Source organism: Tepidimonas aquatica (assembly GCF_007556585.1).
In the GTDB taxonomy this organism is placed as follows: Bacteria; Pseudomonadota; Gammaproteobacteria; order Burkholderiales; family Burkholderiaceae_C; genus Tepidimonas; species Tepidimonas aquatica.
Window position 1 is genome coordinate 23,016 of record NZ_VJNA01000026.1, and the last position, 13,107, is coordinate 36,122.

Sequence of the window (13,107 nt, forward strand, 5' to 3'; positions counted from 1 at the left end):
CCGGCCGTCAGCAGGGTCTGACCAATCGTTGAGAAGGAGTCCCCCATGGACGGGACGGTGGTGAAGGCTGCCCTTTCGGGGCGTGAGCTGGCGCGCCAGCGGCGGCAGGCCCTGGCGCAGCAGGGGCGCGCGGCGCTGCCGACGCTGCGCAGCGCGATGGCGCGACGGGACGCCGCGCCGCAGCAGGCCGCGGCGGCCCAGGGTTGCGGCTGTGGCTGCGGCGGCAGTGGCGCGTGCGCCACGACGGCCGCCGAGGACGGGGTGGCGCGCATGTTGGCTGCGGCCGTCACGCCGCAGGCGGCCGCAGCGCGTCCTGCTGCGGACGACCAGCCGCGCATCGTGACGCCCACGGGGCGTGCGCTGGCGCAAGCGCGCCGTGCCGCGCTGGCGCGTGAGGGCAAGGCCGGCCTGACGCGCGTGGCCCAAGCCACCCGCTTGGCCACCACCATGCCCGACCGCGACTGGCGCGAGGCGCTGCAAAAAGGCGCCACCGGACGGCAGCTGGCCATGCAGCGCCGCACGCTGCTGGCGCTGACCGGGCGGGCGGGTCTGGCGGCGTCCACCCAGCCGGCGGCCAGCGTGCGGCCCAGCGGCCGCGTGCGCCACGCCTCGGCCGCGGTGCGCGAGGCCGCGCACACCGAAGAAGGACACACGCTGTCAGGCCAGCGCGTCAGCGGTACCCAGGTCGAGCGCAGCGCCAAGGTCACGGGCATGGAGGCCGGCACCTGCCGCCAAGTCACTGGCACCGAGTACATCGGGCAAGAGCAATTCGAGGCCTGGTGCGCCACACGCCCCCAACCGGCGCCACCCAAGGTCATCGAGACCCACACCGAGCGCGGGCGCCCGGTGACGGGCAGCCATCCGGGGCTCAACCCCAAGGTGACCGGCAACGAGACGGGGGTCTGCCGCGGCATCACCGGCACGCGCTACCTTGCCGCGGAGGACGTGGCGCTGTGCGAGCAGGTGCAGGCCCGCGCGCCGCACAAGGTCAGCGTGATGTCGTCGCGCGGCGACAACGAAGTGACCGGCACGCCGGTGGGCCGCAGCCCCAAGGTCACCGGCAACGAGGCGGGCGCGCAGCGCCCGATCTCGGGCACCCAGTACGCGTTTGCGCTGCAGGGGCAGGCCGGGTTGCGTGCCGGCACGGCGTCGCGCCGCGGCGCGCCGCAGCCGGCGGGTGCGCTGCAAGCGCCCGCCCCGGCGGTGGCGTCGACGGACGAGGCGCAGCCGCGCCAGGCGGCCGCTGCCGCCGAAACGGTGGGGCGGCTGGACGCGGGTTTTGCGCTGGCCACCGTCAGCGGTGACAGTCCGGGCACGGGCGGTGGCCGCATCACGGGTGACGAGCGTGGGGCGTGTGAGCCGGTGACCGGCACGCCTTACGTGGGCCCGGACAACTTGAGTGGCGGGTGCACGCTGAGCGGGCGCTGGCTGACGCGCTACCCCGAGCTGGCGCACAGCGACGCCGCGCCGCCGCCGCAAACGTTCAGCATCACGCCGCCGGCGCGGCAGGCGCAGCAGCGCGCCCAGCGCATCACCGGCAGCGCCGGTGGTGACGACGCGGGACTGCGCGTCACCGGGCCGGGCATGAAAGCGCAGGGCCTCATCACCGGTACCCCCGAATTCCGCCACGGCGCGGCCACCCAGGCCACTTGGTCGGTGCCCGCGACGCAGGCGGCGCCAGCGGCGCAGCGGGTCACGGGTGAGGGCGCGGCGCCGCAGGGTGTGCGCATCACCGGCGACGCCTGGGGCAGCGAGCGGCGCGTCACCGGCACCGAGGGCACCTCGGCGATGGTGCGCAACCCGACGCAGCGCGGCATGCCCCGTCCGCTGGGAGCGCAGGCACGCCACCTGCGCGCCATCGAACGCGACGACGTGCCGATGAGCCCGATCACCGGCTCCAGCGGCAACACGCCGCGCGGCGCGGTGGTGACCGTCTCCGGTGGGGCGCGTGGCTGACGCGGCAGGCTAGGCAGGGCGCACGGAACCACGACCATGGACACGCGCAAACGTCAACTTGCGATGCAGCGCCGCCACGCAGCGGCGCTGCCCCGGCAGGGGCTGACGGCGGCCGCGCAGCTGCTGCCGGCCGGGCACGGCGTGCAGCCCAACCCGGCCTGCGTGCCGGGGGCGGGGCAGGCGTGTCGCCATGCGCTGGTCGACGTGGAACTCAACGCCCGCTTGCATGCCTACGAGCAAACGCTGCGCGGCCGCTTCGAGGCGATCGAAGACACCTTGCGCACGATGTCGGCCTGGCAGCACGAGCGTGACTTCGTCGAGCGCGCCCAGGCGTTGGCGCAGCAGCGGCTGGACATGCAGTGGCCGCTGGCGGCGCTGGACAGCGCCTGGGTGGCCGGGGTCGACATGGCCGCGCTGCACGCCCACGCGATGTTCGAAACGATCCGCCGTTGCGTGCGCCTGAGCGACCAAGACAGCGCCCCGTGGCGCGCGCGCCTGCCGGTGCAGGCCGACACGCTGCGCGCCTGCGGTGTGCACACGCTCGACGTCAGCCCCTGCGCCGATGGGCGCTTGCAGGGTGTGCTGCCGTTCGTGCTGCGCACGGCGCCGTCCGACGGCGTGGTCGTCAAGGCGTACGCCGGCGCGCTGTTCGACGTCGAGCTGGACGTGCAGGACTGGACCCAGCGTGAGCTGGAGCGGGTGACCGGCCTGCTGGCCGGCGGCGAGACGTTGGATTACTTGAAGGTGGCGGTGTACCACTTCAGCTCGTCGCACCCGCAGCACGAAGGTTGCGCCGCCCACGGCAGCCACGACGCGCGCGCGGTGGCCGCGGCGATCGAGCGGCTGCACGCGCTGCGCGCGGCGGTCGATAACACCTTCGGCGAAGGTGCGGCCCCGCTGGTGATGCTGGTGGGCGTGGACACCGACCTCGACGCGATCCGCATCCACCTGCCCGACGCGCGTGGGCAGTTGCATGCCGAGCGCTTTTTGGACGCGGCCACGCTGTACCGCGAAACGCTGGGGCTGGATGGCACGCACGCACGCCAGCGTATCCACGACGTGGTGGCGGCGCATGTGCGTGACCTCGGTGGGTTGCTGGCGCGTGCCCCTGGCGACGACGGGCTGGCGCGGTTGGCGGCGCTGTGGCTGGAGGCCAACCTGTCGCAGATCGAGTACGTGATCACCTACCACGAAGGCCGCTACGCCGTCGTCGGCCACGACGAGGCGTTCGTCTGCGTGGGCGACGCGTTGCCGCCGCTGCAGCTGCGCAACCAGTACTACCACGCGCACCTGGACACGGTGGAAGAAGGCGCGGCCGACCTGGACGTCGGCGTCAAGATCTTCACTGGGCTCAACCTGCGCCGTGGGTTGGCGTTGCCGGTGCTGGTGCACTTCAGCTACAGCGGCCGGGTGCCGGGCGCGCGCCAGCGTGCCATCGAGCGCGGGCAGCGTGTGGTGGCGGCCATCCGGGCGCGTTACGCCCCCTGGGAGGCGCGCGGCCAGTTGCATTGCCGCGTCGCGGTCAGCGACCGCCACGGCACCGAGACGGTGGCGCTGATCGACGACGACGTCGTGGTGGCCGGGCATTGAAGCGGGCATGGACGAGGACGACGATGAAGATCATGCGCGTGGAAAAAACCCTGGTGTCGACCAACCGCATCGAGGCCTTTGGGCACCGCCCGCTGTTGGTGGTGCAGGAAAAAGTCGGCGGTGCGCGCAGCGTCGCGGTCGACGCCGTGGGGTGTGTGCCAGGAGACTGGGTGATATGTGTGGGTTCGTCGGCGGCGCGTGAAGCCGCCGGCTCCAAAGACTTTCCGTCCGACTTGACCATCGTCGGCATCATCGACCACTGGAATCCGGAAGGGTGAGGCGATGGACATCGTGCGCGTGGTCGACGAGTTGGTGTGCACCCGGCGTGTGCCGGGGTTGGGACAGGCCAGCCTGCGCGTCGTGCGCAGCGCGCAGGGCGCGCTGTCGGTGGCCACCGACCCGGTCGGCGTGCCGGTGGGGCGCTGGGTCTTTGCCACCACCGGCAGCGCCGCGCGCCTGGCCATGCCCGACACGACGTGCATGACGGATTTGACGATTTGCGGAATCATCGACCACTGGGACGAAGGCGATGGCGCCAGCCCAGCGGCCGCGGACGAGCATCGAGCCCCGGGCAAGGCGTCCGGGGCGAGCAAGGGGTGAGCCGATCGGCTCAGGTGTTTCAGCAGCAACGTGACCACGAGGAGTAAAGCAATGGCAAACACGACGGGTATTGCCCTGGGCATGATCGAGACGCGCGGGCTGGTGCCGGCGATCGAGGCGGCCGACGCGATGACCAAGGCGGCGGAGGTGCGGCTGATTGGCCGCCAGTTCGTCGGTGGCGGTTATGTGACGGTGATGGTGCGCGGCGAGACCGGTGCGGTCAACGCCGCGGTGCGTGCCGGTGCCGACGCGTGCGAGCGTGTCGGTGACGGCTTGGTGGCGGCGCACATCATCGCGCGCGTGCACAGCGAAGTCGAAGGCATCCTGCCCACCGCGCCCACCGTTTGATGGCGGGGGTTTGCCCAGCCGCCGCCTGCGGCAGGCGGCGCTGGTTGGCCCAACACAAGGAGTGTGACCATGGCAACGACAACAGGCATAGCCCTGGGCATGATCGAGACGCGCGGGCTGGTGCCGGCGATCGAGGCGGCCGACGCGATGACCAAGGCGGCGGAGGTGCGGCTGATTGGCCGCCAGTTCGTCGGTGGCGGTTATGTGACGGTGATGGTGCGCGGCGAGACCGGTGCGGTCAACGCCGCGGTGCGTGCCGGTGCCGACGCGTGCGAGCGTGTCGGTGACGGCCTGGTGGCGGCGCACATCATCGCGCGCGTGCACAGCGAAGTCGAAGGCATCCTGCCGACCAAGCCGGATGCCGCCGGCGGTGGCCGCGACGCCGAGATCACCTCCACCCGCAGTTGAACCACGCGCGCGACGGAGACACTGCCATGGCGGCCGACGCGCGTGTGCTGGGGTGGTTGACACGGGCGCTGCAGCACGAATTCAGTGCCGTGCAGCAGTACCTGGCGCAGTCGGTGCTGGCGCGCCTCAGCGGCCAGCCCCAGCTTGCCGAGGAGCTGCACGGCGAAGCGTTGCACGAACTCGAGCACGCCCAGCGCCTGATGCAGCGGCTCATCGAGCTTGGCGTGGCCCCCTCGGCGGGTGCGCTGGCGCCGGCGCGGTTGGGCCGCGGCGTTGGCGACTTTGCCACCCTCAACCGGCAACTGGAACAAACCGCGGTGGTGCTGTACCAGGATGCCGCCGACCATGCGCGGCGCGTGCGCGACACCGCCAGCGAGGCCCTGCTGCGCGAGCTGGCGCATGACGAGGCCCAGCACTACCGCGCCTGGAGCCAGCACCCTGGCCCTGACGGGTCTTGAAACGATGGCGAGGACAAGCCCATGAGCGACACCACACCCGAAGGCTGGGCCGAACAGGGACGCCCGCCGGCGCTGTTTCGGCGCTTTGCGTTTGCCTGCTACGCCGACACACGCGCGTTTTTGGAGCGTGTGGCCGCGGTGCAGGAGGAATTGGGCCTGGCTCCGCAAAACATCAGTTTCGGCACCACGTACGTCAACGTCACGATCGCCGCGGCCGACGGCGCGCTGGGCGAGCCCGAACGCACGCTGGCCCAGCGCATCGCGGCGGCGGCCGAGGGCATCGCGGCATGACGGCACGCCTGCCGCGTCGGCTGGCCGTGCTCAACGCCAAGGGCGGCACCGGCAAGACCACGCTGGCGGTGCAACTGGCCGCCGCTTTGGCGCGCCGTGGCCCCACCCGGCTGGGCGACCTGGACCCGCAGGGTTCGGCCAGCCAATGGTGCGCCACCGTCACCGCTTGGGACGTGGCGCAGGGCGAGCGTGCCTGGCACGCCGACGACGTGACGCACCTGGTGTGGGACTGCCCGCCCAGCGTCGAACACCCGTCGGCGCTGCGTGCCCTGCAACAGGCCGACGCCGTGCTGGTGCCGGTGTTGCCATCGCCGTTGGACCTGTGGGCCAGCTGGCGCCTGGTTGACGTGATCCAGGCCGAGCGCAGCCGCCGGCCCACGCTGCGGGCGTGGCTGGTCATCAACCAGCTGGAGCCAGGCAGCGCCCTGTCCACCGCGATGCACGACGCGCTGCGCGAGTTTGGTCTGCCGGCGCTGCGGGCGGTGGTGCGCCGACGCGCCATCTACCGTACCGCCGCCCTGCAGGGGGTGAGCGTTTATCAACTCGGGCCGCGCGCCGCCGCGGCGGTGGCCGACATCGAAGCCGTGATCGAGGAGATGCAATCATGACCACCCGCCCCACCGCCGAACGTCTGGTGGCCAGCGTGCGCGGGGCGCGCCGCGCCCAGGCCGAGCCCGCCACGCCGCCAGCGACCGACACGTCGGCATCCGCCGCCAAGCCGCCGCGGCGCACGCGCAGCGCGGCCGCTGCGCCGACGCCGGCGGCTGCTCCCGTCCCGGCGGCGGACCACGCCACCCCTGCGCCCAGCGCGCACGAGCTGTTTCCCCGGCGCGTCTGGCCCGATTGACGCTTTCGATTCCACCGCAGCCCATGAATACCTTGACCCGCCGTCTCTACGCGGCACGCACGCAGCAGGGCGCCGGCGCCGTCCCGACGCCCGTGCCCGCCCACGGCACCGTGCCAGCAGCCGCAACCCGCCCCGCGGCCGCGGTGGCCTCGGCAGCCGATGGCAGCGACCCGCTGGCCGCCTACCGCATCACCCGCGAGCCGTACTGGCGCACCGTGGGCGACGAGGTGGCCCTGTACGAGGCCGCCTACGCCGTGCGCATGCCGATGATGCTCAAGGGCCCCACCGGTTGCGGCAAGACCCGCTTCGTCGAGTACATGGCGTGGAAGCTGGGCAAGCCCCTCATCACCGTGGCCTGCCACGAGGACATGACCGCGTCGGACCTGGTGGGGCGCTTTTTGCTCGACGCCAGCGGCACGCGCTGGCAAGATGGCCCGCTGGCGCTGGCGGCACGCTACGGGGCCATTTGCTACCTGGACGAGGTGGTGGAGGCACGCCAGGACACCACCGTCGTCATCCACCCGCTGACCGACAAGCGGCGCATGCTGCCGCTGGAAAAAAAGGGCGAGGTCATCGAAGCCCACCCCGACTTCCAGCTCGTCATTTCGTTCAACCCCGGCTACCAAAGCCTGATGAAGGACCTCAAGCAGTCCACCAAGCAGCGCTTTGGCGCGCTTGATTTCGACTACCCGGAGCACGAGGTGGAGGTCGAGATCGTCGCCCACGAGTCCGGGGTGGACCGCGAGACCGCCGGCAAGCTCGTGCACATCGCCGAGCGCGCCCGCAACCTCAAAGGGCACGGGCTGGATGAGGGCATTTCGACGCGCATGCTGATCCATGCCGGCAGCCTCATCGCGCAAGGGGTGCCGGCGCTGTCGGCGTGCCGCATGGCGCTGGTGCGCCCGATCACCGACGACGCCGACATGCGCGACGCGCTCGACGCCGCCGTGACGACGTACTTCTGAGCCGACGCTGACGGCCATGACCATCCACCTCGACGACCACGCCGAACTGTTGGCCGAGTTGCCCCACGGCGCGCAGGACGTGCTGCGCGGCGCGTGGCAGGAGGCCGCGCGGGCGCTGTCGTCGCGTGGACTGGACAACTACCTCAAAGGGGCGCTGGCGCTGCACCACCTGGGCCGTGGTGAGGAACTGGTGGTAAGTTTCATCCAGCACATGCCGGCGCTGGCGCGCGCCATTGGCGAGGATGTGCTGCCCGACCTGGTCAACTTCCTGCTGTCGATGGCGTCGAAGACCTCGGGGCAGGTGCTGACGCTGATCGTGCAGACCGCGCCCACGGCTGCCCTGCGGCTGGGCGACCAGGATCTGTTTCGCCAGTTTTTGAGCGTGCTGGGCATCATGCTGGCGCAAGCGCCCCAAGGCCTGCGCCCGATGCTGGAAAACCTGCCGCGGCTGCTGGAGCAACTGACGCTGGGCGGCCTGCGGCGCTGGGTGCAGTGGGGCGCGCAGGCCTACCGCGGCGACGCCGAGGGCCAGCGGCGCTACTTCAGCCTGCAGGGCGCGGACGCGCTGGCCGTGCTGCAGCAGGAGCGCCGCGGCACGCTGTTCGTCGACATCCAACGCCGCCTCAACCTGTACCTGCGGGCGCTGTGGGGTCGGGATTTTTTCCTGCGTCCGACCGCCGGCGACTTCGAATCGCGCGAGGGCCTGCGGCCCTACATCGAACAGTACGTCATCCACATTGCCGACGCCTACGACGACCTGCGCCCGCAGGGTGACGGCGGGCCCGTGGTGCCGGCGCTGGACGTGTACCGCGCGGCGGCCAACCACGCCGCGGCGCACCTGGTGTTTGCGCGCGCGCCGCTGCCAGACGAGGGCCTGGATGCGCTGACCAAAGCCGTGGTGGAGCTGACCGAGGACGCGCGCGTGGAGGCTGCGGCACTGCAGCGCTTTCCCAAACTGCGCCAACAGTGGCGCGTGCTGCACCCGGCGCCGGTGCACCCGCCCACCCGCGCGGGGGACCTGATCAACCGTCTGGCGCTGGCGTGGCTCGACCCCGCGGCCGCGCAGGCCGACACCGACCCCTGGGTGCAGCAGGGCGTGGCAGCGCTGGCCGCCTGGCCCGACCTGGACGACCCCGAGCGCAGCCTGGCCACTGGCCGCGAGCTGGCCGAAGCCTTGCGGGCGCGCATCGCGGCCGAGGGCTGGCCGGCCTTTTCGGCGCGGCTCGACGGCCAGCGCGCCCCTTACCGCGACGACAACCGTGCCATCTGGGCCAGCGGCGCGTACGACGAATCGGTGGCGCTGGCGGCCACCTGGGCGCGCCAGCAGCAGGTGCGCCGCAAGGTCAACATCATGGAAATGGTCAACGAGGTCGACGTCGAATTCGCCGGCGACGACGCCCAGGAAGTGTGGATCCTGCCCACCGAGTTCTGGCTCGACCAAGAAGGTGTGACCATCAACTCGCTGCTGGGTCGCCCGCCGGTGGCCGACCCCGTGCACTACCCCGAGTGGGACTACCAAATCCAGCTGGAGCGCCCCGACTGGGTCACCGTGCTGGAACGCCACGCCCAGCCGGGGGAGGCCGGGCGCATCGAGGCGCTGCTGGCCGAGCACCGACCGATCGTGCAGCGGCTGCGTCACCTCATCGAAGCGATGGCGCCGCAGGGCCTGCAGCGCATCCGCAAGGTCGAAGACGGCGACGAGCTCGACGTCGAAGCGGCCGTGCGCGCCTGGGTGGACCTACGCCTGGGTCAGCAGCCCGACCCGCGCATCATGATGCAGCACCGCCTGCACACGCGCGACGTGGCGGTGCTGCTGCTGTTGGACCTGTCGGCCTCGGCCAACGACCCGGTGCGCGGCAGCGAGCACACGGTGCTGGATCTCACGCGCAGCGCCGCCGCGCTGCTGGCCGAGGCGCTGCAGCGTATCGGCGACCGCTTCGCCATCCACGGCTTTCGCTCCGACGGGCGCCACGATGTGCACTACCTGCGCGTCAAGGACTTCCACGAGCGCTGGGGCGACGCCGCCAAAGCCCGCTTGGCCGGCTTGGAAGGGGCGTACTCGACGCGGCTGGGGGCGGCGCTGCGCCATGCCGGCCAGCAGCTCAAGCGCCAGCCGCAGCGCAAAAAAATCGTCTTCGTGTTGACCGACGGCGAGCCGGCCGACATTGACGTGCGCGACCCCCAGTACCTGCGGCTGGACGCGCAGCGGGCCGTGCACGAGCTCAGGCGCGACGGCATCGTCAGCTACTGCCTGACGCTGGACCCCCACGCCGACGCCTACGTGCAGCGCATCTTTGGCCCACGGCACTACACCGTGGTGGAGCGGGTGCAGCGCCTGCCCGAGGTGCTGCCGACCCTGTACCTGGGGTTGACGCGATGAGCCCGTCGGCCGACCGTGCCCGTGTGCAGTTGCGCACCTTCGTCTTCATCGACGCGCTGCAGCCGCAACTGGCGTCGTACCTGGGCACGTCGTCGCAGGGCTTTTTGCCGGTGCCAGGCGACGCCTGCATGTGGATCGAGGTCGCCCCGGGCATGGCCGTGCACCGCCTCAGCGACATTGCCCTCAAGGCCACCAACGTGCGCATGGGCGAGCAGGTGGTCGAGCGCGCCTTTGGCTCGATGGAGATCCACTACCGCAACCAGAGCGAGGTGTTGGCCGCGGGTGACATCATCCTGCAGCAGCTCGGCGCCCGGCTGGAAGACCGGCTGCCGTGCCGCGTGGCCTGGGCCGAAAATATCCGCGCCGTCACACCCGATCACGCCACGTTGATCAACCGGCAGTTGCGCCGCGGCTCGATGCTGCTGCCCGGCAAAACGTTGTTCATCTTCGAGTGCGAGCCGGCCGGCTACGTCGTCTACGCCGCCAACGAAGCCGAAAAGGCGGCCAACGTCACGTTGGTGGACGTCAAGCCCTTTGGCAACTTTGGCCGCCTGATGATGATGGGCAGCGAGGCCGAGGCAGCCGAAGCGCTGGCCGCGGCCGAGCGTGCCGTGGCGCAGATCAACCGTCAGGCGCGCACCGTCACACTGGGGTGAACCATGGCCTACGATACGTCGGCACGCAACCCTTGGGCCGTCGACACCCCGGCCAAGCGGTTGCTGTTTCACACCGTGCGCGTCGAGACCGAGATGGCCGACGGCGGCAGCGGCACCGGCACCGCGTTCGTCGTGTCGCACGTGCACGCGCGTGGCCGCACCGCGTTCGTCGTCACCAACCGGCACCTGGTCGACGACGTCGTGCGCGGGGCGCTGGTCTTTGCGCTGGCGCACCAGGGGCAACCGCTGTTGGGCAGCCGCTTCGAGGTGCGCATCGACGAGTTCAGCGAAGCGTGGCACCGCCACCCCGACCCGCAGGTCGATTTGGCGGTGCTGCCGCTGCAGCCGCTGCAACAAGCCGCCGCCGCCCAAGGCGCGCAACTGTACGTGGAGCCGATCGACACGGCGGCGCTGGCCGACGCCGAGCGCCTGCAAAGCCTCGACGCGCTCGAAGAAGTGTGGTTCGTGGGCTACCCCAGCGGCGTGTGGGACCAGGTCAACGCGCTGCCGATACTGCGCCGTGGCACCACGGCCACCCCGCCGGCGGTGGATTTCGAGGGCCGGGCGGAGTTTCTGATCGACGCGGCGGTGTACCCTGGCTCCAGCGGCTCGCCGGTGTTCGTGCGCGCCGCCGACGGCAGCGGCCTGTGGTTGGCCGGTGTCGTCGCAGCGGTGTTTTTTCGGGAAGAATCGCTGCGTTTGTCGCCCGCGCCGGTGCCGGCCAGCACATCGTTGCAGGCCACCGGCAGCGAAATGATCGATCTGGGTCTGGTGATCAAGGCGCAGGCCGTGCGCGAGCTGCTGCACGACTACCTGCGCCACTGGCAAGGATGAGCGCGCAGGTGCCAGACCCCTAACCTGCCCCGACGAGGTGCTAGACGACCATGGTGTTTGACCCGATCGTGCTGTTTTTTCTGCTGGGCTTGCTGGCCGGCCTGAGCAAGTCCGACCTCAAAATCCCCGCCGCGATCTACGAGGCGCTGTCCATCTACCTGTTGCTGGCCATCGGGCTCAAGGGCGGCGTGGAGCTGTCCAAGTACCCGCTGGGGCAGCTCGTGGGCAGCAGCGCCATCGTGTTGGCCGCGGGGATGCTGATCCCGGTCATCGCCTTTCCGGTGTTGCGCTTCGTCGGGCGGCTCAGCCACTACGACTCGGCCTCCATCGCGGCGCACTACGGCTCGGTCAGTGTGGTGACGTATTCGGTGGCGGTGGCCACGCTGATGGAGCGGCAGTGGCAGCACGACGGCTACATGGTCGTGTACCTGGCGCTGTTGGAGATGCCCGCGCTCATCCTGGGCGTGGTGTTGGCCCGGCTGGGTGACCAGCGCGACGGGCAGGGTGGGGGACTGGCGGCGCTGGCGCGCATCCACTGGGGGCGGCTGGCGCACGAGGTCTTTTTCGGCAAGAGCATCCTGCTGCTGATCGGCGGCCTGATCATCGGTTACGCCGCCGGCGAAAAGGGCTACGAGCCGATCGCACCGGTGTTCAAAGAGGCGTTCAAGGGCCTGCTGGCGCTGTTTTTGCTCGAGATGGGGCTGGTGGCAGCGTCCCGCATCGCCGCGTTTCGCTCGTACGGGGCGTTTTTGGTCGGCTTTGCGATGGTGATGCCCCTGGTGTCGGCCTGCGTCGGCATCGCCACCGCGCGCTACCTGGGCTTTTCGGCGGGCAACGGCGCGCTGCTGGCCACGCTCTACGCCAGCGCCTCGTACATCGCCGCGCCGGCGGCCATGCGCATCGCGGTGCCGCAGGCCAACCCGGCCTTGTCCATCGGCGCCTCGCTTGGGGTAACATTCCCATTCAATCTGTTCGTGGGCATCCCCATTTACGTGTGGATGGCCCGCACCTTCTTACCGGGCTGATCCCCCATGGCCAAGGCCTACAAACTGGTCACGATTTTTTGCGAGGCGGTGCTGGAGCCGCTGGTGATCCGCGAGTTCGACAAACTCGGCATTGTCGGCTACACGGTCAGCGACTGCCGCGGCCGTGGCACCCACGGCGTGCGCAGCGGCAACTGGCGCATGAGCGCCAACGTGCGCATTGAGGTGATGTGCGACCTGGCCTTGAGCGACCGCTTGATGGACGCGCTGCAACCCTTTGACCGCGATTACGGGTTGCTGGTGGTGCGCAGCGACGTCGAAGTGCTCAACTGAGCGCCAGCGGCGCAATACGCGCAATGGCCTCGCCGTGGTCGCGCATCGCCGCCTCGGTGTCATAGCGGGCCTGCAACGCCAGCCAGAAAGCCCGAGCATGTCATGTGGTGCGCGCGCGCATATTCACCGACGCGTGCCGGCAGGCGGCTGGGCAGGGTGATATTGATTCTCTCGACCTTGCCTTCGAAGACCACACGCTGCCGAGCCACAGCAAAAAAGCCGCAAGCGGCATCAGCGCCAGAAACACCCCGAGCACCAGCCCTTTAAGGATCGACTGAAACATGTCGACCGATCCTACCGTCAAAATACGCTTGCCGCTAGAAGGTGTAGGTGTCAGGTCCCGGACGATTGCATTGATCCGCGACGTCGTGCATTATTCATAGGTCGCGAGACGATGCGTGAGCTGATCGAGGAACTACGGAGGCAAAAGTCATGATGGTTCGACTGCACAAGAACGC

17 protein-coding genes are annotated in these 13,107 nt (G+C 70.4%); 16 read left to right on the forward strand and 1 reads right to left on the reverse strand.

The window, feature by feature from the left end; genetic code table 11:
• Positions 1-45 precede the first annotated feature (45 nt).
• The 16 genes from Taqua_RS09920 (at position 46) to Taqua_RS09995 (ending at position 12,649) form a co-directional block, all read left to right on the forward strand.
• Positions 46-1,956, forward strand: coding sequence for an alpha-carboxysome scaffolding protein CsoS2 (locus Taqua_RS09920; RefSeq protein WP_144326515.1), 1,911 nt, complete (start codon positions 46-48; stop codon positions 1,954-1,956).
• 36 nt (positions 1,957-1,992) lie between these two features.
• Positions 1,993-3,546 (forward strand): carboxysome shell carbonic anhydrase, encoded by a 1,554-nt coding sequence (locus tag Taqua_RS09925; protein WP_144326516.1) that lies wholly within the window; start codon positions 1,993-1,995, stop codon positions 3,544-3,546.
• 23 nt (positions 3,547-3,569) lie between these two features.
• The gene (gene csoS4 / locus Taqua_RS09930) at positions 3,570-3,824 is read left to right on the forward strand and encodes an alpha-carboxysome shell vertex protein CsoS4 (RefSeq protein WP_144326517.1); all 255 of its coding nucleotides are present in this window, start codon (positions 3,570-3,572) and stop codon (positions 3,822-3,824) included.
• A gap of 4 nt (positions 3,825-3,828) precedes the next feature.
• Positions 3,829-4,146 (forward strand): carboxysome peptide B, encoded by a 318-nt coding sequence (locus tag Taqua_RS09935; protein ID WP_144326518.1) that lies wholly within the window; start codon positions 3,829-3,831, stop codon positions 4,144-4,146.
• Between the two features lie 51 nt (positions 4,147-4,197).
• Complete coding sequence (gene csoS1, locus Taqua_RS09940; protein ID WP_132961276.1) at positions 4,198-4,494, forward strand: alpha-carboxysome major shell protein CsoS1; 297 nt, start codon at positions 4,198-4,200, stop codon at positions 4,492-4,494.
• Positions 4,495-4,563: 69 nt separating this feature from the next.
• Positions 4,564-4,902 carry an alpha-carboxysome major shell protein CsoS1 gene (gene csoS1 / locus Taqua_RS09945; protein WP_144326519.1) on the forward strand — a complete coding sequence of 113 codons (339 nt, stop codon included), beginning with the start codon at positions 4,564-4,566 and terminating at the stop codon, positions 4,900-4,902.
• A 26-nt stretch (positions 4,903-4,928) separates the two neighbouring features.
• Positions 4,929-5,360 carry a ferritin-like domain-containing protein gene (locus tag Taqua_RS09950; RefSeq protein ID WP_144326520.1) on the forward strand — a complete coding sequence of 144 codons (432 nt, stop codon included), beginning with the start codon at positions 4,929-4,931 and terminating at the stop codon, positions 5,358-5,360.
• 21 nt (positions 5,361-5,381) lie between these two features.
• Positions 5,382-5,651 (forward strand): 4a-hydroxytetrahydrobiopterin dehydratase family protein, encoded by a 270-nt coding sequence (locus Taqua_RS09955; protein WP_144326521.1) that lies wholly within the window; start codon positions 5,382-5,384, stop codon positions 5,649-5,651.
• Entirely contained in the window at positions 5,648-6,259 is a 612-nt protein-coding gene (locus tag Taqua_RS09960) for a ParA family protein (protein ID WP_144326522.1), read from the forward strand. The genes Taqua_RS09955 and Taqua_RS09960 overlap by 4 nt, the downstream gene beginning before the upstream one ends.
• The gene (locus tag Taqua_RS09965; RefSeq protein ID WP_144326523.1) at positions 6,256-6,498 is read left to right on the forward strand and encodes a hypothetical protein; all 243 of its coding nucleotides are present in this window, start codon (positions 6,256-6,258) and stop codon (positions 6,496-6,498) included. Before Taqua_RS09960 ends, Taqua_RS09965 begins: the two co-directional genes overlap by 4 nt.
• A 23-nt stretch (positions 6,499-6,521) precedes the next feature.
• The gene (locus Taqua_RS09970; protein ID WP_144326524.1) at positions 6,522-7,463 is read left to right on the forward strand and encodes a CbbQ/NirQ/NorQ/GpvN family protein; all 942 of its coding nucleotides are present in this window, start codon (positions 6,522-6,524) and stop codon (positions 7,461-7,463) included.
• A 16-nt stretch (positions 7,464-7,479) separates the two neighbouring features.
• The gene (locus tag Taqua_RS09975) at positions 7,480-9,843 is read left to right on the forward strand and encodes a nitric oxide reductase activation protein NorD (protein ID WP_144326525.1); all 2,364 of its coding nucleotides are present in this window, start codon (positions 7,480-7,482) and stop codon (positions 9,841-9,843) included.
• Positions 9,840-10,499: a BMC domain-containing protein gene (locus tag Taqua_RS09980; protein WP_132961284.1), complete on the forward strand. Its 660-nt coding sequence runs from the start codon at positions 9,840-9,842 to the stop codon at positions 10,497-10,499. Before Taqua_RS09975 ends, Taqua_RS09980 begins: the two co-directional genes overlap by 4 nt.
• A gap of 3 nt (positions 10,500-10,502) precedes the next feature.
• Entirely contained in the window at positions 10,503-11,333 is an 831-nt protein-coding gene (locus Taqua_RS09985; protein ID WP_144326526.1) for a S1 family peptidase, read from the forward strand.
• Between the two features lie 50 nt (positions 11,334-11,383).
• Positions 11,384-12,358 carry a sodium-dependent bicarbonate transport family permease gene (locus Taqua_RS09990; protein ID WP_144326527.1) on the forward strand — a complete coding sequence of 325 codons (975 nt, stop codon included), beginning with the start codon at positions 11,384-11,386 and terminating at the stop codon, positions 12,356-12,358.
• A gap of 6 nt (positions 12,359-12,364) precedes the next feature.
• The gene (locus tag Taqua_RS09995; protein WP_132961287.1) at positions 12,365-12,649 is read left to right on the forward strand and encodes a P-II family nitrogen regulator; all 285 of its coding nucleotides are present in this window, start codon (positions 12,365-12,367) and stop codon (positions 12,647-12,649) included.
• A gap of 59 nt (positions 12,650-12,708) precedes the next feature.
• Here the strand turns inward: Taqua_RS09995 and Taqua_RS13800 are convergent, their stop codons facing one another.
• Complete coding sequence (locus Taqua_RS13800; protein WP_144326528.1) at positions 12,709-12,858, reverse strand: type II toxin-antitoxin system HicB family antitoxin; 150 nt, start codon at positions 12,856-12,858, stop codon at positions 12,709-12,711.
• Between the last annotated feature and the right edge of the window lie 249 nt (positions 12,859-13,107).

What these genes read in the sequence shown, in the direction of transcription:
- Taqua_RS09920 (WP_144326515.1), top strand. Translation starts at nt 46, where the DNA reads ATGGACGGGACGGTGGTGAAGGCTGCCCTTTCGGGGCGTGAGCTGGCG.
- Taqua_RS09925 (WP_144326516.1), top strand. Translation starts at nt 1,993, where the DNA reads ATGGACACGCGCAAACGTCAACTTGCGATGCAGCGCCGCCACGCAGCG.
- csoS4 (WP_144326517.1), top strand. Translation starts at nt 3,570, where the DNA reads ATGAAGATCATGCGCGTGGAAAAAACCCTGGTGTCGACCAACCGCATC.
- Taqua_RS09935 (WP_144326518.1), top strand. Translation starts at nt 3,829, where the DNA reads ATGGACATCGTGCGCGTGGTCGACGAGTTGGTGTGCACCCGGCGTGTG.
- csoS1 (WP_132961276.1), top strand. Translation starts at nt 4,198, where the DNA reads ATGGCAAACACGACGGGTATTGCCCTGGGCATGATCGAGACGCGCGGG.
- csoS1 (WP_144326519.1), top strand. Translation starts at nt 4,564, where the DNA reads ATGGCAACGACAACAGGCATAGCCCTGGGCATGATCGAGACGCGCGGG.
- Taqua_RS09950 (WP_144326520.1), top strand. Translation starts at nt 4,929, where the DNA reads ATGGCGGCCGACGCGCGTGTGCTGGGGTGGTTGACACGGGCGCTGCAG.
- Taqua_RS09955 (WP_144326521.1), top strand. Translation starts at nt 5,382, where the DNA reads ATGAGCGACACCACACCCGAAGGCTGGGCCGAACAGGGACGCCCGCCG.
- Taqua_RS09960 (WP_144326522.1), top strand. Translation starts at nt 5,648, where the DNA reads ATGACGGCACGCCTGCCGCGTCGGCTGGCCGTGCTCAACGCCAAGGGC.
- Taqua_RS09965 (WP_144326523.1), top strand. Translation starts at nt 6,256, where the DNA reads ATGACCACCCGCCCCACCGCCGAACGTCTGGTGGCCAGCGTGCGCGGG.
- Taqua_RS09970 (WP_144326524.1), top strand. Translation starts at nt 6,522, where the DNA reads ATGAATACCTTGACCCGCCGTCTCTACGCGGCACGCACGCAGCAGGGC.
- Taqua_RS09975 (WP_144326525.1), top strand. Translation starts at nt 7,480, where the DNA reads ATGACCATCCACCTCGACGACCACGCCGAACTGTTGGCCGAGTTGCCC.
- Taqua_RS09980 (WP_132961284.1), top strand. Translation starts at nt 9,840, where the DNA reads ATGAGCCCGTCGGCCGACCGTGCCCGTGTGCAGTTGCGCACCTTCGTC.
- Taqua_RS09985 (WP_144326526.1), top strand. Translation starts at nt 10,503, where the DNA reads ATGGCCTACGATACGTCGGCACGCAACCCTTGGGCCGTCGACACCCCG.
- Taqua_RS09990 (WP_144326527.1), top strand. Translation starts at nt 11,384, where the DNA reads ATGGTGTTTGACCCGATCGTGCTGTTTTTTCTGCTGGGCTTGCTGGCC.
- Taqua_RS09995 (WP_132961287.1), top strand. Translation starts at nt 12,365, where the DNA reads ATGGCCAAGGCCTACAAACTGGTCACGATTTTTTGCGAGGCGGTGCTG.